The 20,936-nt window shown below is 65.6% G+C and carries 22 protein-coding genes and 1 riboswitch; of the genes, 10 read left to right on the top strand and 12 right to left on the bottom strand.

What is annotated here, in order from left to right; all coding sequences use genetic code 11:
* Positions 1–28: 28 nt before the first annotated feature.
* Positions 29–1,297: a deoxyguanosinetriphosphate triphosphohydrolase gene (locus MP11Mi_RS13455; protein WP_420712882.1), complete on the bottom strand. Its 1,269-nt coding sequence runs from the start codon at positions 1,295–1,297 to the stop codon at positions 29–31.
* Positions 1,293–1,805 carry a cold-shock protein gene (locus MP11Mi_RS13450; protein WP_420042101.1) on the bottom strand — a complete coding sequence of 171 codons (513 nt, stop codon included), beginning with the start codon at positions 1,803–1,805 and terminating at the stop codon, positions 1,293–1,295. The genes MP11Mi_RS13455 and MP11Mi_RS13450 overlap by 5 nt, the downstream gene beginning before the upstream one ends.
* Positions 1,806–1,958: 153 nt before the next feature.
* Between MP11Mi_RS13450 and MP11Mi_RS13445 the strand changes: the two genes are divergently transcribed.
* Positions 1,959–2,942 carry an ATP-binding cassette domain-containing protein gene (locus MP11Mi_RS13445; protein ID WP_420039409.1) on the top strand — a complete coding sequence of 328 codons (984 nt, stop codon included), beginning with the start codon at positions 1,959–1,961 and terminating at the stop codon, positions 2,940–2,942.
* Positions 2,943–2,993: 51 nt separating this feature from the next.
* Positions 2,994–3,791 (top strand): ABC transporter permease, encoded by a 798-nt coding sequence (locus MP11Mi_RS13440; protein ID WP_420042100.1) that lies wholly within the window; start codon positions 2,994–2,996, stop codon positions 3,789–3,791.
* On the opposite strand, the gene MP11Mi_RS13435 is transcribed toward MP11Mi_RS13440, so the two are convergent.
* From MP11Mi_RS13435 to MP11Mi_RS13415, 5 genes are all read right to left on the bottom strand, one after another.
* Complete coding sequence (locus MP11Mi_RS13435) at positions 3,770–6,895, bottom strand: BTAD domain-containing putative transcriptional regulator (RefSeq protein WP_420039408.1); 3,126 nt, start codon at positions 6,893–6,895, stop codon at positions 3,770–3,772. The genes MP11Mi_RS13440 and MP11Mi_RS13435 overlap by 22 nt on opposite strands.
* Before the next feature lie 4 nt (positions 6,896–6,899).
* Positions 6,900–7,676, bottom strand: coding sequence for an ABC transporter ATP-binding protein (locus MP11Mi_RS13430; protein WP_420039407.1), 777 nt, complete (start codon positions 7,674–7,676; stop codon positions 6,900–6,902).
* Positions 7,673–8,692 (bottom strand): FecCD family ABC transporter permease, encoded by a 1,020-nt coding sequence (locus tag MP11Mi_RS13425; protein WP_420712881.1) that lies wholly within the window; start codon positions 8,690–8,692, stop codon positions 7,673–7,675. Before MP11Mi_RS13425 ends, MP11Mi_RS13430 begins: the two co-directional genes overlap by 4 nt.
* Positions 8,693–8,697: 5 nt before the next feature.
* Positions 8,698–9,735 (bottom strand): ABC transporter substrate-binding protein, encoded by a 1,038-nt coding sequence (locus tag MP11Mi_RS13420; protein WP_420039405.1) that lies wholly within the window; start codon positions 9,733–9,735, stop codon positions 8,698–8,700.
* 58 nt (positions 9,736–9,793) lie between these two features.
* Positions 9,794–9,976, bottom strand: a riboswitch (cobalamin riboswitch).
* A gap of 67 nt (positions 9,977–10,043) precedes the next feature.
* Complete coding sequence (locus MP11Mi_RS13415) at positions 10,044–10,790, bottom strand: hypothetical protein (RefSeq protein WP_420039404.1); 747 nt, start codon at positions 10,788–10,790, stop codon at positions 10,044–10,046.
* A 234-nt stretch (positions 10,791–11,024) separates the two neighbouring features.
* On the opposite strand from MP11Mi_RS13415, the gene MP11Mi_RS13410 reads away from it, so the two are divergent.
* Together MP11Mi_RS13410 and MP11Mi_RS13405 are read left to right on the top strand one after the other, a co-directional pair.
* Positions 11,025–11,930, top strand: a complete 906-nt coding sequence (locus MP11Mi_RS13410; protein WP_420039403.1) for an alpha/beta fold hydrolase — start codon at positions 11,025–11,027, stop codon at positions 11,928–11,930.
* Positions 11,927–12,778, top strand: coding sequence for an SDR family NAD(P)-dependent oxidoreductase (locus tag MP11Mi_RS13405; RefSeq protein ID WP_420039402.1), 852 nt, complete (start codon positions 11,927–11,929; stop codon positions 12,776–12,778). The genes MP11Mi_RS13410 and MP11Mi_RS13405 overlap by 4 nt, the downstream gene beginning before the upstream one ends.
* On the opposite strand, the gene MP11Mi_RS13400 is transcribed toward MP11Mi_RS13405, so the two are convergent.
* Positions 12,775–14,196, bottom strand: coding sequence for a WS/DGAT/MGAT family O-acyltransferase (locus MP11Mi_RS13400; RefSeq protein WP_420039401.1), 1,422 nt, complete (start codon positions 14,194–14,196; stop codon positions 12,775–12,777). The two genes, MP11Mi_RS13405 and MP11Mi_RS13400, sit on opposite strands and share 4 nt — an antisense overlap.
* Before the next feature lie 73 nt (positions 14,197–14,269).
* Here MP11Mi_RS13400 and MP11Mi_RS13395 point away from each other — a divergent pair, with 73 nt between their 5' ends.
* Positions 14,270–14,884 carry a pyridoxamine 5'-phosphate oxidase family protein gene (locus MP11Mi_RS13395; protein ID WP_420039400.1) on the top strand — a complete coding sequence of 205 codons (615 nt, stop codon included), beginning with the start codon at positions 14,270–14,272 and terminating at the stop codon, positions 14,882–14,884.
* A 62-nt stretch (positions 14,885–14,946) separates the two neighbouring features.
* A complete protein-coding gene (locus MP11Mi_RS13390; RefSeq protein WP_420039399.1) occupies positions 14,947–15,483 on the top strand; it encodes a maltokinase N-terminal cap-like domain-containing protein in 537 nt (178 codons plus the stop codon).
* A 6-nt stretch (positions 15,484–15,489) separates the two neighbouring features.
* Here MP11Mi_RS13390 and MP11Mi_RS13385 read toward each other — a convergent pair whose 3' ends face one another.
* Together MP11Mi_RS13385 and MP11Mi_RS13380 are read right to left on the bottom strand one after the other, a co-directional pair.
* Positions 15,490–15,645 carry a hypothetical protein gene (locus tag MP11Mi_RS13385; protein ID WP_420039398.1) on the bottom strand — a complete coding sequence of 52 codons (156 nt, stop codon included), beginning with the start codon at positions 15,643–15,645 and terminating at the stop codon, positions 15,490–15,492.
* A 29-nt stretch (positions 15,646–15,674) separates the two neighbouring features.
* Positions 15,675–17,066 carry a glycine--tRNA ligase gene (locus tag MP11Mi_RS13380; RefSeq protein WP_420039397.1) on the bottom strand — a complete coding sequence of 464 codons (1,392 nt, stop codon included), beginning with the start codon at positions 17,064–17,066 and terminating at the stop codon, positions 15,675–15,677.
* A 205-nt stretch (positions 17,067–17,271) separates the two neighbouring features.
* On the opposite strand from MP11Mi_RS13380, the gene MP11Mi_RS13375 reads away from it, so the two are divergent.
* The 4 genes from MP11Mi_RS13375 to MP11Mi_RS13360 all read left to right on the top strand — a co-directional run bounded on the left by MP11Mi_RS13375 (position 17,272) and on the right by MP11Mi_RS13360 (position 19,312).
* Positions 17,272–17,664 carry a hypothetical protein gene (locus tag MP11Mi_RS13375; protein ID WP_420039396.1) on the top strand — a complete coding sequence of 131 codons (393 nt, stop codon included), beginning with the start codon at positions 17,272–17,274 and terminating at the stop codon, positions 17,662–17,664.
* Between the two features lie 83 nt (positions 17,665–17,747).
* Entirely contained in the window at positions 17,748–18,080 is a 333-nt protein-coding gene (locus MP11Mi_RS13370; protein WP_420039395.1) for an ArsR/SmtB family transcription factor, read from the top strand.
* On the top strand, positions 18,077–18,496 hold the full coding sequence (locus tag MP11Mi_RS13365; protein ID WP_420039394.1) for a Fur family transcriptional regulator: 420 nt from the start codon (positions 18,077–18,079) through the stop codon (positions 18,494–18,496). Before MP11Mi_RS13370 ends, MP11Mi_RS13365 begins: the two co-directional genes overlap by 4 nt.
* A gap of 81 nt (positions 18,497–18,577) precedes the next feature.
* Positions 18,578–19,312: a Clp protease N-terminal domain-containing protein gene (locus MP11Mi_RS13360; RefSeq protein WP_420039393.1), complete on the top strand. Its 735-nt coding sequence runs from the start codon at positions 18,578–18,580 to the stop codon at positions 19,310–19,312.
* 13 nt (positions 19,313–19,325) lie between these two features.
* Here the strand turns inward: MP11Mi_RS13360 and MP11Mi_RS13355 are convergent, their stop codons facing one another.
* Positions 19,326–20,138, bottom strand: coding sequence for an isoprenyl transferase (locus MP11Mi_RS13355; RefSeq protein ID WP_420039392.1), 813 nt, complete (start codon positions 20,136–20,138; stop codon positions 19,326–19,328).
* Positions 20,138–20,908: a DNA repair protein RecO gene (recO, locus tag MP11Mi_RS13350; protein WP_420039391.1), complete on the bottom strand. Its 771-nt coding sequence runs from the start codon at positions 20,906–20,908 to the stop codon at positions 20,138–20,140. The genes MP11Mi_RS13355 and recO overlap by 1 nt, the downstream gene beginning before the upstream one ends.
* Positions 20,909–20,936 lie beyond the last annotated feature (28 nt).

The raw sequence follows: 20,936 nt of genomic DNA, 5'->3' as shown, positions 1-20,936 counted from the left end.
CTCCTTTAGCCCAGGTGCGCCTGCACCGTTAACCCAAGTGCGCTTGCACCTCGGCACTCGACTTATCCAGGCGTTCCAGTCGCCCTTCAGTCATGGACGCGATCTGGTCGACGACGACGCGCACCTTGTCGTCGTCGGTCACCGCGAGCTTCCACCGGGCGACGAAGAACGGGTCGAGGCCACCCGGTGACGTCACCAACAGCATTTCGGCGACCCGGTGAATGCGCTCGCGCTGGCGGTCCTGTCGTGCGCGGTGGCGCGGGTCGGAAAAAATGAAGCGCAACGCAACGGTCTTGAGGACAGCGACCTCGGCGGCCACGTCGTCAGGGACGGACAGATCGGCGTCGTACCGGCAGACCGGCTGGTCGTCCACCACTGCGCGCGTCGACGCGATCGCGGTGGTCGCGAACCGCCCGATCAATTCGGATGTGAGTCGTTTCAGTCGGACGGACGCGTCGAGCGAACCGTCGTACTCACCGAGCCCGGCGAAAATGTCCATCTCCGACAGTCGTTGCGCAGCGTCGACGAGCGGGGCGGGATCGTCGCCGCCGAAGTACTTCATGCCGAGCTCCGCGAGCTCGGTCTGGTCGTCACGAGAACCCAACTGGCGCAGATCGATCCGTCCGCCGATCACACCGTCCTCGAGGTCGTGAACGGAGTAGGCGACGTCGTCGGACCAGTCCATCACCTGGGCTTCGAGGCAGCGGCGGCCCTCCGGGGCTCCGGCGCGCACCCATGCGAGGGCCGGCTCGTCCTCGACATACGCGCCATACTTGCTGCCCGGGGATTGCCGCGACCACGGATATTTCAATGTCGAATCGAGTGATGCACGCGTCAGATTCAATCCGGCGCTCTCCCCGTTCGGCAGAAGCGCTTTCGGCTCCAGTGCCGTCAAGATCCGCAAGTTCTGGGCGTTGCCCTCGAACCCGCCGTGATCGCGCGCGACCTCTTCGAGCGCCCGTTCACCATTGTGCCCGTAGGGCGGGTGCCCGATGTCGTGGGCGAGCCCGGCCAGCTCGACGAGGTCCGGGTCGCAGCCCAGACCGACCGCGATACCGCGGCCGATCTGGCCCACTTCCAACGAATGCGTCAGACGCGTGCGAGGGTTGTCGCCCTCTCGCGGACCAACGACTTGCGTCTTGTCCGCGAGACGCCGAAGCGCTGCCGAATGCAGCACTCGGGCGCGGTCGCGCGAGAAGTCGCTCCGATGCTCGGCGGGCGAACCGGTGTCGGCGAGCTTGTGCCCTTCGACGACCATTCGCTCCACATCGTGAGCGCCGTACGCGGCCGAATTAATCGTTCGACCACCCGCGCGAAGCAGCCAGGTCGAGGATCCGCGAACGGATCGAGGTGATCTGGCGTGCCGTCAGGTCCGGCGACGAGTCGAGCAGCAACTCGGTGATCTCGTTCGACAGCGGGCCGCCCGCATGGCGGGGGCGACGCGGCGCACGGTCGTCTCGGGCACCGCGATCGCCGCGATCGTTGCGGTCGTTGCGATCGAATCGGTCACGACGGTCACCGCGATCCCGGTCGCCGAACTTGCCACGGTTGTCGTCGCGGCGGTGGGCGCGCTCGACAGCGGGGTCACCCGCCGGAGCTTCCTCGGTCACCTTGACGTTCGTCGCCTTCGACCCACGGTCGGTGCTCTCGACGTCGAACTCCACGACCGCGCCCGGGCGCAGCAGGTTCTCGTCGATGCTGATGTCGTTGATGTGCAGGAACACGTCGTCCCCGCCCTCTTCCGGTGCCAGGAATCCGAACCCGCGATTCGAGTCGAAATGCACAACTTTGCCGCTGACAGCCACCACAAACTCACTCTCTGTTGCACGCCTGAATCGCGAACCCCTTGCCCGCGCGACGTGCACTGCCGTCTACTATGCCTCATCCGAACGCGTCACGACAGCACCGTGTAAGCGCACGTGAGCCCGACGACAGACCGACCGCGCATCGTCGTCAATATGACTACGACACTCTCGGCGCAGACAGCCGCCTCTAGCCAAGGCCCGGCCGCCGATCTCGCGATCGACGCACGTGGGCTCGTCAAACACTTCGGCGCCACCACAGCGGTCGACGGCGTAGATCTGGCCGTCCCGACGGGCTCGGTCTACGGCGTCCTCGGCCCCAACGGCGCAGGCAAGACCACGACGGTCAGCATGCTCGCCACCCTCCTACGCCCGGATGCCGGCAGCGCGAGCATCTTCGGGTTCGACGTCGTCCGCGACGCCGTCTCCGTGCGTTCACTGATCGGCGTCACCGGACAGTACGCGTCGGTCGACGAAGACCTCAGCGCGCGACAGAACCTCATGCTCTTCGGTCGGCTCCTGGGCAAGTCACGCGCGCAATGCCGTTCGCGCGCAGACGAACTCCTGACCGACTTCGCGCTCGAAGAAGCGGCCGACCGACCGCTGAAGGAGTTCTCCGGCGGTATGCGACGGCGCCTCGACCTGGCTGCCAGCCTGATCGATACGCCGCCTCTACTGTTCCTCGACGAGCCGACGACCGGACTCGATCCGCGTACTCGCGCCCAAATGTGGGGGACGATTCGCACGCTCGTCGCCGACGGCTGCACCGTCCTGCTGACCACTCAGTACCTCGACGAAGCCGACCAGCTCGCCGACCGAATCGCCGTCATCGACCGCGGCCGCGTCATCGCCGACGGCACCGCCGACCAGCTCAAACAATCGGTCGGAACCAGCACCCTAACCATCGCCCCCGCCGACCGCGACCATGCGGCCGCTGTAGCCGGTCTCGCCGAGTCAGTACTCGGCGAGACCGCGGTCCTCAGCGCCGAAGCCGGTCGCGTCACCGCACCACTGCACCGCCAGGACCTCGTGCCCGACCTGCTCGTCGCCCTCCGCGACCGCGGCATCACCGTCGACGAGATCGCCGTCTCCAAGCCGAGCCTGGACGAAGTGTTCCTGACCATCACCGGAAAGGCCTGACTCGTGACCACCACTTCAGCCACTGCCACCGCCACATCCACTGCCACGTCCATCGGGATCGACACGATCCGAGAACCTCGACGCTCGGTGACTCTCACCGAGACCGTCCGACAGTCGTTCTCGTTCGGCTATCGCGGTCTCATCAAGATCACCCGCAACCCCGAACAACTCTTCGACGTCGTCCTGCAACCGATCATCTTCACGCTGATGTTCACATACATCTTCGGCGGTGCGATCAGCGGTGACATCTCCAGCTACTTGCCCGTGATCGTCCCCGGCATCCTCGTCCAGACAGTGATCACCACGTCCATCGTCACCGGAACCCAACTCCGTGAAGACATGAACAAGGGGGTGTTCGACCGATTCAGGTCCCTGCCGATTGCCCGTATCAGCCCACTCGCCGGCGCTCTGCTCGCCGACGTCGTCCGCTACCTGATCGCCACAACGATCACGTTCGCGGTCGGTATCGCGATGGGCTGGCGACCCGAGCCCCTCGGCGTCCTCGGATCCCTCGTCCTCGTACTGATCTGCAGCTTCGCCGTGTCGTGGATCTTCGCGCTCATGGGTTGCCTGGTGAAGAAGGCCTCTGCGGTACAAGGCATCTCGATGCTGATCATGTTCCCGCTCACGTTCATGTCGAACGCGTTCGTCCCGGTCGACACCATGCCGGGTTGGCTGCAGAGCTTCGTCAACATCAACCCGATCAGCCATCTCATCACCGCGATCCGCGAGCTGTGCAATGACGGCCACGTCGGCACGCACGTCTTATGGAGCCTGCTTGGAGCGGCGATCTTGATCGCCGTGTTCGCACCGCTCGCGGTCCGGGCCTACATTCGCAGCGCCAAGTAGCCGAGCGCTTCGTCGAGAGCTCGTCTGCGCGCCAATCGGTGCGCAGACGAGCTGATGTGCGCCCACTGGTCGGCGCTGCAGCCAGATAGACGCGGGGCGTCGACCAGTAATTCGTGGACTGCCGGGTAGTCGTGTCGCGCGCCGAGCCGCAATGCCAACGCCATGCAACGGGCCCCGATCTCGTCGCCGGGCGACGCGATGCACGCGAGGGCACCGCACGCGAAGACGACGCCTGCCGTCTGTGGAACGTCGATCCAACCGACACCGACCGGAGCGAGTGTGCGGGCGACCTCAGTGACGTACGTCTCGGCGCGGTCGTACGCTCCCACACAGATCAGTCCCGCGACGGCTGCGGTGACGATCCCCAGAACACCCGGGTCGCGTCGCTCGGTCGCCTGCTCGCCGATCAGCAGTTCCACCGCGCGGCAGGAGAGCGCGGCGACGGCTTCATCGGACGCGGTCCCGGAGACCCGCTGGTACTCGGCGAACACCATCATCATCCCGGCGACAGCTTCGGCGCTTCCCTGCGGCGTCGGATCGCCAGGCCGCCACCCACCGGTCAAGTCGTCGAGTTGCCGCCGTGCGCCGTCGATGTCGCCGAGCGCCAGCAGCGTTGCGATGATGTAGACGCTCACCTGCTGTGCGTCGTCGTCCGCGCCGAGGTCGTCGAAGGTCGCGGCGGTCTGCCGATACAGATCCAAGGCTTGCGCCCAATGTCCTTGCTGGCCGAGGAGGCTCGCGGTCGTCATATCGGTCATCGCGGAAGTGAACGATTGCGCCGCACCGGCGCTGGCCGACACTTCCAAACTGTCGCGCAGCGCCCCATCGAGATCACCGATGTTCTCCCGCATGTTGAACCGGATGCTCAACGCCGCCCATCGGACCAGCTCGGGTCGCCCAGGCTGCAGACCGCGCAACACGATTCGGTAGCCGGCCGCCTTCCGCCGCGCCAACAGGACCGCCGAAACGAACTCGATCGGATCGGTGTACATCTGCTCCGGCCGATGCAATCGACGCAGGATGAGCATCGCCCGCGCGAGATTTCGATACGCCGCAATCGGGAGCAGGTGAACGGCGGAGATGATCGCCGTCAGTGACCACGACTGACGGAGACGCTCGTCAACCTGGCTCGGGATCGGGAGTGCGTCCACCACACGCGCGGACCACGACGCGGCTTCCGCGTGCAGCCCCCGGCTCGCCCAGAACACCGCGATCACCGGAAATACGTCGACGATCGTCTCGACCGCCATACGGGACTCCGGTGCGGCGTCGATCGCTCGGCGCAACACCCACACGAAGTTCTCGGTCTCGGCCGCAGTCTCGGCGATGAGCACTCGGTCGGGGACGTGACTGTACCGAGCGCGCAGTCCGCCGCAGGTGACGCGCGCCCACGTCGACATCGATGCGACGGTCGCCGCCGTCTCCCCCGCATCCGCGAGACGCTCCTCGCCGAACTCACGCACCATCTCGAGCATCCGATACCGCGTATGCCCGTCCACCTCATAGACCTGCAACAACGACTGATCAACGAGAGCGGTCAACGCATCCGCCAACGCCACCCCCGACATTCCGGTCGCATACCCGGCGGCCGCCGTTCCGAAACCGTTCGGAAATAAACAGGTACGACACAGCGCGACACGCGCATCATCGTCGAGCAGATCCCAACTCCACTCGATGACCGCCTCCAGCGTGCGGTGGCGATCCGGGGCCGTCCGGTCCGCCGACCGCAACAGTGCGAACCGCTGCGCGAGCCCCGCGACGACATCGTCCACACTCATCACTCGGATTCGCGCGGCAGCGAGCTCGATCGCCAGCGGCAGACCGTCGAGTTGGGCGCACAACGTCGCGACAGCATTCGGCTCGAGGACGACGTCCGGGCGTACGGAGCGGGCGCGCAACGTGAACAGTTCCACCCCGGCCGACTCGGCGCCCGACGTCTGAAGCACGGGTAGCTGGTAGATCTGTTCAGCCGTGATGAGCAGCGGCGATCGGCTCGTCACCAGAACGCGAAGGTCGGGCAGAGTCGCGATCAGCTCTCCGGTGAGCGCCGCCGCAGCGTCGATCACTTGCTCGCAGTTGTCGAGGATTAGCAGCGTGTCGCTGCCTCTGAGCGCATCGCCGAGTCGTTGCGACAAGTCGCCGACCAGCCGGGGCACCGCACTGGTCCGCACGTCCGATTCGCCGACGCCCAACGTCGCCGCCACGACACCGACAAGGTCGGTGGCGTCGCGTACCGCGGCGAGCGGCACGAAGTACACCGACGTTCCGCGGTCCGTGAAGACATCACCGACGGCCGACACGATGGATGTCTTGCCGACCCCGCCCGGCCCCTGCACCGTCACGACCCGATGCTCGGAGATGAGTCGAGTCAGCGCGGCGAGGTCGCCGTGGCGGCCGATGAGCGCCTCATTCCGGAGCTTCGGGGAACGACGGCCCGGATTCGTGGCACCGGTCAGCAATTCGGTGTGGAGCGCTGTCGCCTCGGCTCCGGGGTCGGCGCCGAGTTCCTCCGCGAGCGAGCGGCGCAGAGTTGCGAACACCGCCAGCGCCTCCGATGTTCGCCCGCTACCCGCGAGCGCACGCATCCACACGATGTGGGCCGCCTCGTCGATCGGGTCGGCTTCCGCGCGGGCGGACGCGAACCGCCCGGCAGTCGCCCAGTCGCCCGAAGCGAGCGAGTCGTGCATACGGCGGTCATCGATTCGCAGTCGAAGACGTTCGGCCTCCGCTCGCACCCCCTCGGCGGGTTCACCACGGAAGAACGACGCGGCACATTCGGAATCACCCTGTGCCAGTGCATGTTCGGCGAGTTTCAAATCGGTTGTGGCGTCTTCTAGTCGATACCGTCCGTCCGATCCGCTGATTCGCACCAACGTCCGCAGTCGGGAGACCTGCGTGTGGAGAGCCGCCTGCGGCGCTTTGGGCGGGTCGTCGCCCCACACCTCGTCGATCAGTCGGTCGCTCGACACCGGGTAGTCCGCTGCCGCCAACGCGACGAGAAGCCGTTTGGCCCGTACCCCGGGCACATCGTGGCCGTCTACATTGATCGGTCCGAGCAGCCCGATCACCGGCACATCGCGCGGTTTCGGGGCATCTGACGGCATCGAATCAATCGTAGTACGGTCGGCCTACCCGAACCCACACACCGTCGTCGTCGACGATCCGCGCCCGCACGTCGAAAACATCACCGATGACCTTCTCGGTGATGGTGTCGCCCGGTGTCCCCTCCCCGACCACGCGGCCGCCGGCCAGAACGATGATTCGATCGCAGAACATCGCGGCAAGGTTCAAATCGTGCACGGCGATGATCGCCGACGCGTCGGTGTTCTGCACATGAGTGGAAACCAACTCAAGCAGGTTCAACTGGTATTTGATGTCGAGGTGGTTGGTCGGCTCGTCGAGAATCATCACCTCCGGCTCTTGCACGAACGCTCGCGCGATCTGAACACGTTGACGTTCGCCGCCCGACAGCGAGCCGTACCGCTCGTCGAGCATGCCGTCGATCTCCGTCTCCCGCGCGACCGTCTGAACGATCTGTCGATCCCACGCCGACCCGACCGCCCACGTCCGACGATGCGGTGTCCGACCGAGTTCGAGGACGTCGGCGACCGTCGGATTCTGATCGGTGGCCGCTGTCTGCTCGACGAACGCGACCCGCTGCGCGACCGTCCGCCGCCGCAGCTTCGCGATACTCGTCTCGTCGAGTCGCACGATGCCGCGACTCGGCTTCCGGAGCCCGGCCAGCAGCCGAAGCAACGACGACTTTCCCGAGCCGTTCGGCCCGATCAGCCCGACCACTTCCCCGGGAACGACCGTCAGGTCGATGTCCTCGAGGATGGTCCGCCCGCCGATATCCCAGCCGACTCCTTGTGCCTGCAGCATCATCGACGCCCCTGACGGATCAAGACCACCACGAACGCCGGGACGCCGACGATCGCGGTGATGACGCCGATCGGCAGTTCTCGTGGCGCGATGACCACGCGTCCGGCGACGTCGGCCCACACCAGGAATAGCGCGCCGATGATCGCCAGTGTCGGCAACATGACACGGTGTCGGACACCGACGATCGCCCGCGCCGCATGCGGCAGTACGAGCCCGACGAAGCCGATCGCCCCGGACACGCTCACGACCACCGCCGTGATGAGCGCGGTGACACACAGGAGAACGAAACGGGTGCGGGCCACGTGCACACCGAGCGACGCCGCCGCGTCGTTGCCGAACGCGAACGCGTCCAACGCACCCGAAGACAGCAGACAGACGGCGAGGCCGACGACCGTCACCGAACCGCACACGGCGACTTCAGTCCACGACGGCGACGACAACGATCCCAGCAGCCAGAACAGCACGCCGCGCGTCTGCTCGGCGTCTGCCGAGGTGTATACGACGAACGACGTCAACGCCGAGAACAGTTGGGTGGCGGCGATACCGGCGAGGACGACCCGGTCTGTTGTGCCTCCAGCGAGGTGAGCAAGAAGCAGGACCAGTGCGAACGCCGCCAGCGCCCCGACGAACGCGCCACCAGCCATGCCGATCACACCGGCGCCGAACCCGAGAAGGATCACCGACACCGCACCGACCGACGCGCCCGACGACACACCGAGGACGAAAGGATCGGCCAGCGGATTCCGCAGCAGCGACTGGAGCACGCCGCCGCAGACGGCCAGCCCCGCACCGCACGCCGCGGCGAGCACCGACTGCGGCAGACGCAGCTTCCAGATGATCGACTCCTGCAACTTCGACAATCCGGAGTCGCCGCCGAACAGTTCGGCGCGCACAGACGACGCCACATCGGACACGCCTAGATCGGACGGCCCGATGGTGATCGCGAATCCGATGGACACGAGCAGAAGCGTCAGCCCGCCGAACCAGAGCGCGACGACGGCGCCGAGCCGTGTCCGCACCCCCGTCACTTGCTCAAGCCGAGCTTCTTCAGTCCGTCCGCGACATTCTGGATGCCGTACACGGTGCGTAGCGACGGGTTCATCTCCGCGCCGGTCGCGATGATGTACCGCTTGTTCTTCACTGCGTCCATCTCGCGGGTGACCGGGTTCGACTCCAAGAAGTCGATCTTCTTCTGCGCCGACTCACCCGATTGCGTGTCGCGCGTCAAATCACCGATAACGAGTACCTGCGGGTTACGGCTCGCGACCTCTTCCCACCCGATCTGCGGCCATTCGTCACGTGTGTCGTCGAAGACGTTCTTGAGGCCGAGCGCCTTGCTGACGACGCCCGGGGCGCCGCAACAGCCTGCGATGTACGGCGACTCCGAATCGGAGAACCAGTACAGGACAGTCGTACCCTCGGCGTGCACCGAATCGGATGCGGCCGCCACCCGGCGCTTCAGGTCGGCGACAACCTCGGCAGCCTTCTCCGACGTGCCGGTCAGCTCGCCGAGCTGCGTGATCTCCTTGTAGACGAGATCGAGGGTGAACGCCGTGCTGCGCGAACCGTCACCGCCAGTCGCCTGTTTGCCCTCGCAATCAGCGGGCGCCAGGTAAGTGGGGACGCCGAGTTCGGTGAACCGGGCACGCGGTGCCGTCCCACCCTTGTCGAAGGTCGATCCGAACGATGCCGTCACCAAGTCGGGTTCCTCGGCGAGAACCGCTTCGAACGACGGCCAGTTGTCGTCGATGCGCTTGACCTTCTCATTGGCTGTCGCCAGCGACGGCAGGATCGGGTCGGTCCACGTCGCGGTCCCCGCCATGCGATCGGCGAGCCCGAGCGACAGCAGCACTTCGGTGGTGCCTTGATTGAGGGAGACGATGCTCTGCGGCGGCGCATCGACGGTCACATCGTCACCACAGTTGGCGAGCGTGACCGGGAAGCCTTCGGACGGCTGGCCGGACGGCGGCGCGTCAGCCGACGAGCCGCAGCCGGCGAGCAGAGCAATGGAGGAGGCGAATACGACGGCGCCGATCAACGGCGTACGGGAGGGGCGAGACATCGGGTCCTTCGGGGCCGCGAGCTCAGAACGCGAAGCTCGCCTGCGGATCCCACGGGGGTTTCTCCCGCGGAAGCCAGCAGGTCTTCGGACTCGAGGTCTACCGCGGCCGGACGTCTTCCCAGGCGTTGACCCAGTGACATGGTTGTCCGGTGCGTCGCTCTCACCGCTGCGCGTCAGTCCCGGAGTCTCACCGGATTCCCTTACCCGACGTGTCGGGCGCGCTGGCATTGACGATCATAACTTCGGGCCGAAACGACTGTGCCCGAGACCACCGTGAGGTCGCCCCGGGCACAGAATCGGTTCGTCCGCTACTTCGCGGTCGCGATGCCAAGCGACGGGAAGAAGAAGCACGTCGCGTCGCCCTTCTTCACCGTGCCGTAGATCGCGGAGAGAACGGTGCCGGATCCGGTGTCGACGAGACCACCGCGAACGCCGTTAGAAGGGAGGATGTTACCGAGACTCGCCCTTAGTCCATCCAACGCGGGGTTCAATACGGTTGGTAGCAGACCCAACGGGTCAGGAACCGCTGCGGCGCGCTTCTTCACCGCATTAACGATAACGTCTGTGATGCCACCCATCGGCTCACTGAGGCTTCCCTTGAACGTGTTGACGTTGAACCACGCTACACGCATGCCCGACTTGTCGGCGGTGTCATTAAATACTCCGACAGGAACAAAGCCGTAAAGGACTTCGCCCCGCTTGACCGCATTGAGGTCGATCTCTTTACCTAGGAACTCGCGGCTCAGATTGCCGATGCCCGGCGTGTACGGCCCCGCGACTGCGCCTCCCAACGCCAGCGGGAACGTGAAGTCGGTGCAGGCGCCAATGGTGGGCGTGAACGGTGTGATGCCGAGTTGCTTGAGGACGGCGTTCGCGGCTGCGATGCCGTCGATGACGTCGGCGGCGTCGGTCGGCTGGGGCTGAATCGAGTCGAGCGCGGCCTTCGCGGCCACTGCATCGGTGCTGGGTGCGGCCTGCGCGGCAGGCGCCCCGACAGCACCGGCCAGTAGGGCCGCAGACGCCGCCACAGCGGCGAGGGCGAGACGAATCTTCATGGGAGCTCCTGTAAATGGGATGCGAGCGGGAGAGCAGCTCTCATCTGCAACTAAACACCCCAAATTTCTCAGGTTCCCCTTAACCATCCCGGTTAGTACGTTCAGACGACACAGCGGCGACTCAGCCCGCGCCCATCCGACACGTGGAATCGCGTACGTTCGAGCCGCCCGCGCAACTGTGGCATAGTGACCCGAACTAGAACTTGTTTCAGTTCAGCGGTTCGAAGGGGCGCCATGACGAAGCAGCGTCGCGATCTCGGCACGCGGCTGCCCGCATCGGTTCGTATCGCAATGACCGACGTACCCGACGGCCGCATGCTGCACCTCCCCGGACGCGGCACCACCTTCATCACCGACACGCCGGGACCCTCCGCCTGCGCGCCAGCCATTCTTCTGCTGCACGCCCTGTCGACCACGGGGCGTCTCAGTTGGTTTCCCAGCATCGGCGCGCTGTCGAAGCGGTTCCGCGTCATCACCATGGATCAACGGCTACACGGGCGCGGAATCCACACCGACTCATTCAGCCTGCACGACTGCGCCGACGACGCGGCCGCCGTCCTCGACGAACTCGGCATCGACACCGCGATGATCGCCGGCTTCTCCATGGGTTCTCTGGTAGCGCAACTCGTCTGGCGACAACATCCCGAGCGGGTCGGCGGACTCGTTCTGTGCGCGAGCGCGGACCGACTCCAGGCGAACTTCGCCGAACGACTGGTGCACCAGAGTGTCAGTGCCTCGGTGGTCGCCACCCGGCGACGCAGTCTGGAACGGCGTCGCGACCCCGAACGCGTCGATCCCCGCGACGACATCCACCGCTGGGCGCTCGCCGAGTTCCGCTCCACCCGTCCGCTCGCAGCGGCGCACGCCCTCGCCGCGATCGGCCGCCACCACAGCCGACCGTGGATATGTGAGGTCAACGTGCCGACGGCCGTTGTGGTCCCATTGCGCGACAAGGCGATTCCGCCGAAACGTCAGAGGGAGATGGCCGCGCGCATTCCGGGCGCCACACTCCACGAAGTTGACGCGGGCCACGCGTGCTGTGTGATGAACGCCGACGCCTTCGTACCCGTCCTCACCGAAGCCACCACCACAGTTCTCGCCAGATGGACCGAGAACCGCTCGATAGGAGAGTCCCCATGAGCACGCCGCGGATCGCCGTCGTCACCGGAGCGTCCCGAGGTGCGGGCAAAGGCATCGCACTCGCCCTCGGCGCGACCGGCGCCACCGTCTACGTGACCGGACGAACCACCACGGCAGGCGGAGCCGACCTGCCCGGAACCGTCACGGACACCGCGGCGGAGGTGACCCGCCGCGGCGGGACGGGCATTCCGATGGTCGTCGACCACGCCGACGACGCCCAGGTGGCCGCCCTCTTCGAACAGATCCGCTCCGATCAAGGACGAGTCGACATCCTCGTCAACAATGCGATCACGCTGCCGCCGGCCCTCACGAAGAAGGGGCCCTTCTGGCGTAAGCCGCTCGACCTCACCGACTTGTTCGACGTCGGCATGCGATCGGCGTACGTCGCCACGTACTACGCTGCTCCCCTACTCGCCCCCGGCGGACTCGTGGTCAACACGTCGTCGTTCGGCGGAACCGCCTACATGCACGGGCCCGCATACGGTGCAGGCAAGGCCGCCGTCGACAAGATGGCGCATGACATGGCCGTCGACTTCCGACCGTTCGACGTGGCCGTCGTCTCCCTGTGGATGGGGCTGCTGAAGACCGAGCGGACGATGGCCGCGTTCGACGCGCACCCGGACCTCTACTCCGGCCTCGCGGCCACAGCCGAATCGGTCGAGTTTCCCGGACGCGTCATCGACGCCCTCCACCGCGACCCGCGACTCATGGAACGCACCGGACGGGTGCTGATCGGAGCCGAGGCGGCCGAGGAACTTGGCGTCACCGACGTCGACGGCAACCAGCCGCCTTCGCACCGGCCGTTCCTCGGCGATCCGCCGTCGTTTAGCGACGCCGTCGTCGACTAGGAGCCGTCAGTCGCCCCCTGCGAGACGGCATCAGTCAGCTTCTTCAATTCCTCCGGGAAGTGGACCGCCAGCTTCTCCGGGCTGCGCATGCTCTGCTTGGCCGCGATGATCCCGACATGGACCACGCCGTTCTTCGACAGCACCGTGATGTTGAGCCCTGCGCCGTGCATGACCGGCCCCAACGGGTACATGCCAACGATCTCCGCGCCGACAAAATACAGCGGCATCGGCGGGCCGGGCACATTCGAGATCACCAGATTGTGAATCACCGGATGCTTCTCGGCCAACCGCATGCCCGCGTAGGCGCGCATCGCGAGACCGAAGGTGCGCGGTGCGGCGAACTCAGCCCAGTCCTGCAAGGTGTCCGCACCGATCGCCTTATGGTGGTCCTTCGCGTTCTTGTTCGACTCGGCCATCGACGCGAGCCGCTCCATCGGATCTTCGATGTCGGTACCCAACCGCATGAACACCGCCGACACCTTGTTGGCGCCGTTCTCCCGCTTGGTCTCCTCGCGCACCGACACCGGCACCGACGCCAGCAGCGGGGCGTCCGGCAGCTCGCCGCGCTGACGCAGATACGCACGAAGAGCACCACCCGCCACACTCAACACGATGTCGTTGACGGTTGCCCCGGTCGCCTTACGCACCGCCTTGATGTCGGCGAGCGACAGATCGGCGATCGCCGTCGTCCGATGCCCGTCGATAGTCCCGTTGAACGAGGTGCGCGGCGCCGTGAACGGCGGAGCCATCGTCGTCCCGGCCAGAGCACGGCCGATCGTGTCGGAAATCAAGTCGATCGACGGCTGGACCAACCTCGGCAGCGCCAGCGGCCGAGCGAGCGTGCCGAGCACGCTGCGCCCCACCAGTTCCAGGCCGCCGGGCCCCCGCTCATTACGACCCGCGTCGGCCGGGACCAACGCAGGCGAATCCGGTTCGAGACTGCACAGGTACGAGATCAGATTGGCGCCGGACGCACCGTCGACCGTCGAATGGTGCATCTTGGTGATGACGACGACCTCTTCTCTGCCGTCGCGGCCGTGGTACCCCTCGATCACGAGCATCTCCCACAGCGGCCGACCACGATCCATCGGCAGCCCGGCAAAGTGTCCGGTGGTGTCCATCAACTCGTCGTAGCCCGCCGGCGCCGGCAACGCCATCCGATGCACATGGTGGGCGATGTCGAAGTGATCGTCCTGAACCCACACCGGATGCCCGAGATCGAACGGGACGCGGCGCACGCGGCGTGTGAACGGCGGCAGCTTCTTCACACGCTCTTCAAGCGTCGCCCGAAATTCCTTGTACGAGTAGCCGTTCGGCATCGTCGACGTGTCTAGGACGATCACCGCGCACACGTGCATCAACTGCTCGGGTGTCTCCAGATACAGAAAGCTGGCGTCGAGGCCGCTGAGACGATCCATGCACGTGGACGATACAGGAGAAATAGAACATGTTCGCCCGCTGATGCGGACTCGATCGGTAAGACTGGAGAGTATGGCAAGCCGTTACCAGACAATCGCATACGGCGACGCGGCGCGCGCCCGACAGCACGCCACGTCACGTCGCGCCGATCCCCCACCGCTGAGCGCCGACGACGGCCCGCAAGAGCTCACCTCCCGAGAACTGCGCATGCTCACCTCGGCGTTTCAGTTCCACCTCGCGACCGTCACGGAATCCGGCTGGCCCTACGTCCAGTACCGAAGCGGCCCAGTCGGATTCGTCCACCATCTCGGCGGCAACCAGATCGCGTTCGCCGACTTCCGTGGCAATCGCCAGTTCGTGTCGACCGGCAACATCGACACCGACGGGCGCGTCGCTCTGTTCGTCGCCGACTACCCGCTCCGCCAACGCCTCAAAGTGTTCGGGCGCGCCATCGTCTCGGACGACGCTGACCTACTCGAACGACTGCGCCGCGTGGACGACGGCGCGATCTCGGCCGTCTGCGAACGCAGCATCGTCATCGACGTCGAAGCGTTCGACTGGAACTGTTCGCGCAGTCTCGTCCCCCAGTACACCGACGTGCAGGTCCGCGAACGCGTGCAGCCCTACATCGACCGCATCAACGAATTGCAGGACGAGGTGGCGGCACTCAGAGCACTGACCGACTGACGCGACTCGTTGCGGATTCGAGCACGGTGGCCGCACCGCCGTCCGCGAGTTACCGTCGACGCATGGCTGTGATCCACGATGCGACCCTGTCCCCGTCGAAAGAGGAACTGATCCACGACTTCCTGGACGGCGCCGGGCTCGGTCGGGGTGGCCGGGTCGAACGGCTCGCGGCCTACCGGTTCGACGACCCGGACGGCCAAGTCGGTATCGAAGCGCACCTAGTCGCGTGCGACGGACACGTATTCCACGTTCCGTTGACCTATCGCGGTGCTCCGCTAGACGGCGCGAAACCCGTCGGGACCATGGACCATTCGGTACTCGGGCGGCGCTGGGTGTACGCGGCCCCCGACGACCCGGTCGCCGTCGACGTGTTCACCCGCGCTCTGCGCGGCAGACAGGAACAGTCCGCCCTCGAACTGCACCGCGCCGACGCGACCGTCGAACCGCTGCCTACGACGACGGTGCTGACCGTAGTCGGCGAAGCGAGGCCCGAATCGGCCCTGCGACTGACCTACGACGTGTCCGCTCCTTGCGCCGGCGGCGCGACCCTCGTCGCCGAGTGGGCCGGCTCGTCGGCGGTAGTCGCCGCACTCGACTGACGCGCGCTACCGAGTCCGTTCCCGGTAGAGCCACGCGCCGAGCACGATCAACCAGATTGGCACGACGATGCCGAACATCAGCCACTCGCCTTGACCAGCCATCATTCCTGCGGCGATGAGCATCAAGACGCCGCTGACGAGCATCACGATCTTCGGGTTCATGGCGTCCTTCGCGACGAGTCGAGCAGCACTCAGGCGCCGATCAGCTTGCCGCCGAGATATTCGACGACTTTGTCCAGGGCAACCCGCTCCTGGCCCATTGTGTCGCGCTCGCGGATGGTCACCGCCTGGTCATCGAGGGTGTCGAAGTCGACGGTTACACAGAACGGTGTGCCGATCTCGTCCTGGCGGCGGTAGCGCTTGCCGATACCCTGCGCATCATCGAAATCGATGTTCCAGTACTTGCGCAGTTCCGCGGCGAGATCGCGAGCCTTCGGCGACAGTTTTTCGTTGCGCGAGAGCGGCAAGACCGCGGCCTTCACCGGCGCGAGACGACGATCGAGCTTCAAGACAGTACGAGTGTCGGTGCCACCCTTGGCGTTCGGCACCTCTTCGTCGGTGTAGGCGTCGACGAGGAATGCCATCATCGAGCGACCCAGGCCGGCGGCCGGCTCGATCACGAATGGGGTGTAGCGTTCGCCGGTCGCCTGATCGAAGAACGACAGATCTTCACCGGACGCCTCGCTGTGCGTCGACAAGTCGTAGTCGGTCCGGTTGGCGACGCCCTCGAGCTCGCCCCACGGGTTGCCGCCGAAACCGAATTTGTACTCGACGTCGACGGTCCGCTTGGAGTAGTGCGACAGCTTCTCGGCCGGGTGCTCAAACAGACGCAGATTCTCGGGGTCAATGCCCAAGTCGACGTACCACTGGAAGCGGGCGTCGATCCACTGCTGGTGCCACTGTTCGTCGTCGCCCGGTTTGACGAAGAACTCCATCTCCATCTGCTCGAACTCGCGGGTGCGGAAGATGAAGTTGCCCGGCGTGATCTCGTTGCGGAAGCTCTTGCCGATCTGCGCGATGCCGAACGGCGGCTTGCGGCGCGCCGTGGTCATCACGTTCTTGAAGTTGACGAAGATGCCCTGCGCGGTCTCCGGGCGGAGGTAGGCCAAGCCCGCCGCATCGTCGACCGGGCCCAGGAACGTCTTGAGCAGACCGGAGAACGCCTTCGGCTCGGTCCACTGCCCTTTGACACCGCACTCGGGGCAGGCGATCTCCGACATCGGAACCGAGTCCGGATCGTCGATGCCCTTCTTCAGCGCGTACGCCTCCTGCAGATGGTCCTGACGCTGGCGCTTGTGACAGTTGGTGCACTCGATCAGCGGATCGGTGAAGACCTCGACGTGTCCAGACGCCTCCCACACCCGGCGCGGCAGAATGACCGACGAATCGAGACCGACGACGTCCTCGCGAGAGGTGACCATGGTGCGCCACCACTGGCGCTTGATGTTGTCCTTCAACTCCACGCCGAGCGGGCCGTAGTCCCAGGCGGACCTGGTTCCGCCGTAGATCTCACCGCAGGGGTAAACCAGACCGCGCCGCTTGGCGAGGTTGACGACAGCATCGACTTTGGACTGGACAGCCACGGTTAACTGATCTCCACGACGTAGGGGGCAAGGGGTTCGTTTACAGGGTAGTCGGTTGTCGAGACATCACATTGATCGCATACGTGATGCCCGAATGCGCGGTGTCGTGCGAACGTCCGAATAGCGAAGAATTGTCGTAGGCGCGTCGTAGCTTCATCTCACCGGTCGGACATCCCGCCCGACCGAACACCCCCGAGGAGCCCCGATGAAGTTCTCCACCCGCCTCTGCATCGCCGCCACTGCGGCCACAGCCGCCCTGGTTCCGGCCGCCGCGAACGCCTCCGCGAGCCCGAGCGACCCGACTGTCGGCGACGCCGTGGCGTACTACTTCTACAGCGATCACCAGGTGAACGAATCCCTGACCTACTTCGACGCCGACAACGACATCCAGACCATGGAGAGCCCGAAACTCCCGTCGCATTCGGGCGAAGAGGGCTGGTACAGCGGTTCCCTCACCCTCACCTCACGCTCCACCTACCAACTCGCCAGCAGTTCCATTCAGACCAGCGGCTACCGCGCGGCGTGTCGGGTCTACGTGAACGGCACGCTGGTCGCCTCCGATTCGGCGACCGGTCGCTACGCGGTCGCTGCGTGCTGAGCCAGCTCCGCAACATCCGGGTGTTGACGAGATGCCTTACGAGGCCACTGCGAAATGACAATCAATTCCCATAAGATGGTGGCATGACTTCCCCGACCGCGCCCGCAGCCCTTGTCGGCGACCACGCCGCCCACTCCGCCGCGAGCGATCTGCTGCGTGCGCTATCGGCGCCGGCCCGTGTCGCGATCGTGCTGAGCCTGCAAGACCGCACGATGTGCGTCCACGAACTTGTCGACGCGCTGCATCTCAACCAGCCGCAGGTGAGCCAGCATTTGAGTGTTCTGAAGCGTTCTGGTGTGGTGGTGGGGACACGTCGAGGACGCGAGATCGAATACGCACTCGCCGATGACCACGTCGCACACATCGTCGTAGACGCTCTAGTGCACGCCACCGAGCGTCGGGAAGGACAAGCGTGAGCACCAAGTCCGCGAAGCCGGTCACCGGTCAGCGCTCCACCAAACAGCGCGCGGCAATCGCCGACGTTCTATCGGCCACCGACGATTTCCTCTCCGCACAACAACTGCACGACAAGCTGCGCGACCGTGGCGAGTCCATCGGCCTGACCACCGTCTACCGGAATCTTCAGGCACTCACCGAGGCCGAACGGATCGATGCGATCTGGGACGGTTCGGGTGAGACCCGCTACCGCCACTGCTCGTCCGGGCACCACCACCATCTCGTGTGCCGCGAGTGCGGCACGACCGTCGAAGTGCAGGCCGACCCCGTCGAACAGTGGGCGTCGAAGATCGCCTCCGAGAACGGTTTCTCCAACATCACCCACACGGTGGAGATCTTCGGTACCTGCGCCGACTGCGGCGCCGGTCGCGCCTAGTGACCTCGCGTACCATTCGGAAGCACACATATCGTCAACCTTTGGTTGACGATATGTGATCGTCAACCTACAGTTGACGGCATGGTACCCAACACAGCAATCAATCCGCCCGTCCGCCTCGACGACTTGATCGAGGCGATCAAGACCGTCCACCAGGATCCGTTGGAGCAACTCAGCGACGCCGTCCTCGCCGCAGACCATCTCGGCGAGGTCGCCGATCATCTGATCGGACACTTCGTCGACCTGGCCCGGCGCGGCGGAGCCTCATGGACCCAGATCGGAACGAGCATGGGGGTCAGCAAACAAGCCGTCCAGAAGCGATTCACGCCGAAGGATCCCGGAACGTCGAGCGACCTCGACCCGTCGCAAGGCTTCAATCGCTTCACACCACGCGCCCGCAACCTCCTCGCTGCCGCACACAATGCGGCGAAAGCTGCAGGCAACCCCGAGGTGACTCCCGTCCACCTAGTGCTCGGACTAGTCGCCGACCGCGAATCCCTGGCGATCGCCGTCCTGAGTCAGATCGGTCTAGACACCGACGCACTCGAGAAGTCTGTCCGCGACTCACTTCCCGACGCGGTCGAGGTCCCCGAATTGATCCCGTACGACTCCGCTGCGAAAAAGGTCTTGGGACTGACGTTTCGGCACGCTCTTCGCCTTGGCCACAACTATGTCGGCACCGAACACATCGTTCTGGCCCTGTTCGATGACGAGAACGGCTCCGGGCCGCTGAACGACACCGGCATCACCGCGGATCGGTTCGAGACGAGCCTCGTCGAACTCCTCGCTCAATACACCGCGGTCCAGGACGACTGACGACTGAACCTCGCTATGCGCTGCCGAAGCGGCGATCGCGTTTGGCGTACTCGAGGCACGCGTCCCAGAGGTCGCGGCGATCGAAGTCGGGGAACAGCTTCTGCTGATAGACCATCTCAGCGTAGGCGCTCTGCCACAACAGGAAGTTCGACAGGCGCTGCTCGCCCGACGGACGCAGGAACAGGTCGACGTCGGGCATGTCCGGCTCGTCAAGGTGCTTGGCGAAGCTCGACTCGGTGATCCGGTCGGGGTCGATCTCGCCGCGCGCCGCCCGCCGCGCGAGTTCGCGGGCCGCGTCGACGATCTCGGCGCGGCCACCGTAGTTGACGCACATCGTGAGCGTCATAACGGAGTTGTCCTTGGTGAGTTCCTCGGCCACCTCGAGTTCCTTGATGACACTGCGCCACAAGCGCGGACGGCGGCCCGCCCAGCGGACGCGGACCCCCATCTCGTTCATCTCGTCACGACGCCGCCTGATCACGTCCCGGTTGAAGCCCATCAGGAACTTGACCTCGTCCGGACTCCGCGACCAGTTCTCGGTCGAGAACGCGTACGCCGACAGCCACTTCACACCGATCTCGATGGATCCGCACACCGAGTCCATGAGTACGGCCTCGCCTCGCTTGTGCCCCTCGGTACGCGGCAGCCCGCGATCCTGCGCCCACCGACCGTTGCCGTCCATGACGAGCGCGACATGGTTCGGCACGAACTCGGCCGGAATGATCGGCGGGGTCGCACCCGACGGATGCGGATCCGGCGGACGAACAGAGCTCGACGGAACGCGATCGGCGGGCGCTCCGGACGATGCGCGTGAGAATCGGGCCATCAGACAACCTGGTCTTCCTGCGCCACTGATCGGTGCGGCGCATGTCGTTCGATGAGCGGCAGCGTCCGGAGTTGACGCTCCAGGTGCCATTGGAGATGAGCCGCGGTCAGCCCCGTCGCTTGGCGGCGCTGCGAGTCGGAGGCCTCCGACACGTGACCCCATTCGCCGCGCGCGAGCGCCTCCATCAGGTCGAGGACGCCGACCGACGGCGTCGCCGCGCCCGCCGGACGACAATGGACGCACACCGCCCCGCCTGCCGACACGTGGAACGCTCGGTGCGGACCCGGCTGCGCGCACCGCGCACACACGTCGAGCGCGGGCATCCACCCGGCAGCAGACATGGCGCGAAGCAGGAACGCGTCGAGGATCCACTGCCGTTCCCGACGGTTCTCGGCGAGCGCCTGCAGTGCGCCGACCGTCAGCCGGTGCAGTTGTTTGGCGGGAGCACGTTCCTCGCCCGCCAAACGTTCAGCGGTCTCCAGCACCGCGCACGCCGTCGTGTATCGACCGTAATCGGAGGCGATGTCGTCGGAGAACGCATGCAGACTGTGCACCTGAGTGACGATGTCGAGGTTGCGTCCCGGATAGAAGTGGACGTCGACGTGGGCGAACGGCTCTAGACGCGCACCGAACTTGGACCGTGTCCGTCGGACGCCCTTCGCCACCGCACGCACCAGTCCGTGCTCGGCGGTGAGGAAGGTGATGATGCGGTCGGCTTCGCCCAGCTTGTGCTGACGCAGCACCACCGCTTCATCGGAATAGAACCTCACTGAGACATTCTCTCACCGGCCCCCGACA

The organism is Gordonia abscondita, assembly GCF_032711245.1.
In the GTDB taxonomy this organism is placed as follows: Bacteria; Actinomycetota; Actinomycetes; order Mycobacteriales; family Mycobacteriaceae; genus Gordonia.
This window is presented reverse-complemented; position numbering and strand designations above follow the sequence as displayed.

Coding starts and splice junctions, on each gene's coding strand:
- MP11Mi_RS13445 (WP_420039409.1), top strand. CDS start 1,959: ATGACTACGACACTCTCGGCGCAGACAGCCGCCTCTAGCCAAGGCCCG.
- MP11Mi_RS13435 (WP_420039408.1), bottom strand. CDS start 6,895: ATGCCGTCAGATGCCCCGAAACCGCGCGATGTGCCGGTGATCGGGCTG.
- MP11Mi_RS13430 (WP_420039407.1), bottom strand. CDS start 7,676: ATGATGCTGCAGGCACAAGGAGTCGGCTGGGATATCGGCGGGCGGACC.
- MP11Mi_RS13420 (WP_420039405.1), bottom strand. CDS start 9,735: ATGTCTCGCCCCTCCCGTACGCCGTTGATCGGCGCCGTCGTATTCGCC.
- MP11Mi_RS13415 (WP_420039404.1), bottom strand. CDS start 10,790: ATGAAGATTCGTCTCGCCCTCGCCGCTGTGGCGGCGTCTGCGGCCCTA.
- MP11Mi_RS13410 (WP_420039403.1), top strand. CDS start 11,025: ATGACGAAGCAGCGTCGCGATCTCGGCACGCGGCTGCCCGCATCGGTT.
- MP11Mi_RS13405 (WP_420039402.1), top strand. CDS start 11,927: ATGAGCACGCCGCGGATCGCCGTCGTCACCGGAGCGTCCCGAGGTGCG.
- MP11Mi_RS13400 (WP_420039401.1), bottom strand. CDS start 14,196: ATGGATCGTCTCAGCGGCCTCGACGCCAGCTTTCTGTATCTGGAGACA.
- MP11Mi_RS13395 (WP_420039400.1), top strand. CDS start 14,270: ATGGCAAGCCGTTACCAGACAATCGCATACGGCGACGCGGCGCGCGCC.
- MP11Mi_RS13390 (WP_420039399.1), top strand. CDS start 14,947: ATGGCTGTGATCCACGATGCGACCCTGTCCCCGTCGAAAGAGGAACTG.
- MP11Mi_RS13385 (WP_420039398.1), bottom strand. CDS start 15,645: ATGAACCCGAAGATCGTGATGCTCGTCAGCGGCGTCTTGATGCTCATC.
- MP11Mi_RS13375 (WP_420039396.1), top strand. CDS start 17,272: ATGAAGTTCTCCACCCGCCTCTGCATCGCCGCCACTGCGGCCACAGCC.
- MP11Mi_RS13370 (WP_420039395.1), top strand. CDS start 17,748: ATGACTTCCCCGACCGCGCCCGCAGCCCTTGTCGGCGACCACGCCGCC.
- MP11Mi_RS13360 (WP_420039393.1), top strand. CDS start 18,578: ATGGTACCCAACACAGCAATCAATCCGCCCGTCCGCCTCGACGACTTG.
- MP11Mi_RS13355 (WP_420039392.1), bottom strand. CDS start 20,138: ATGGCCCGATTCTCACGCGCATCGTCCGGAGCGCCCGCCGATCGCGTT.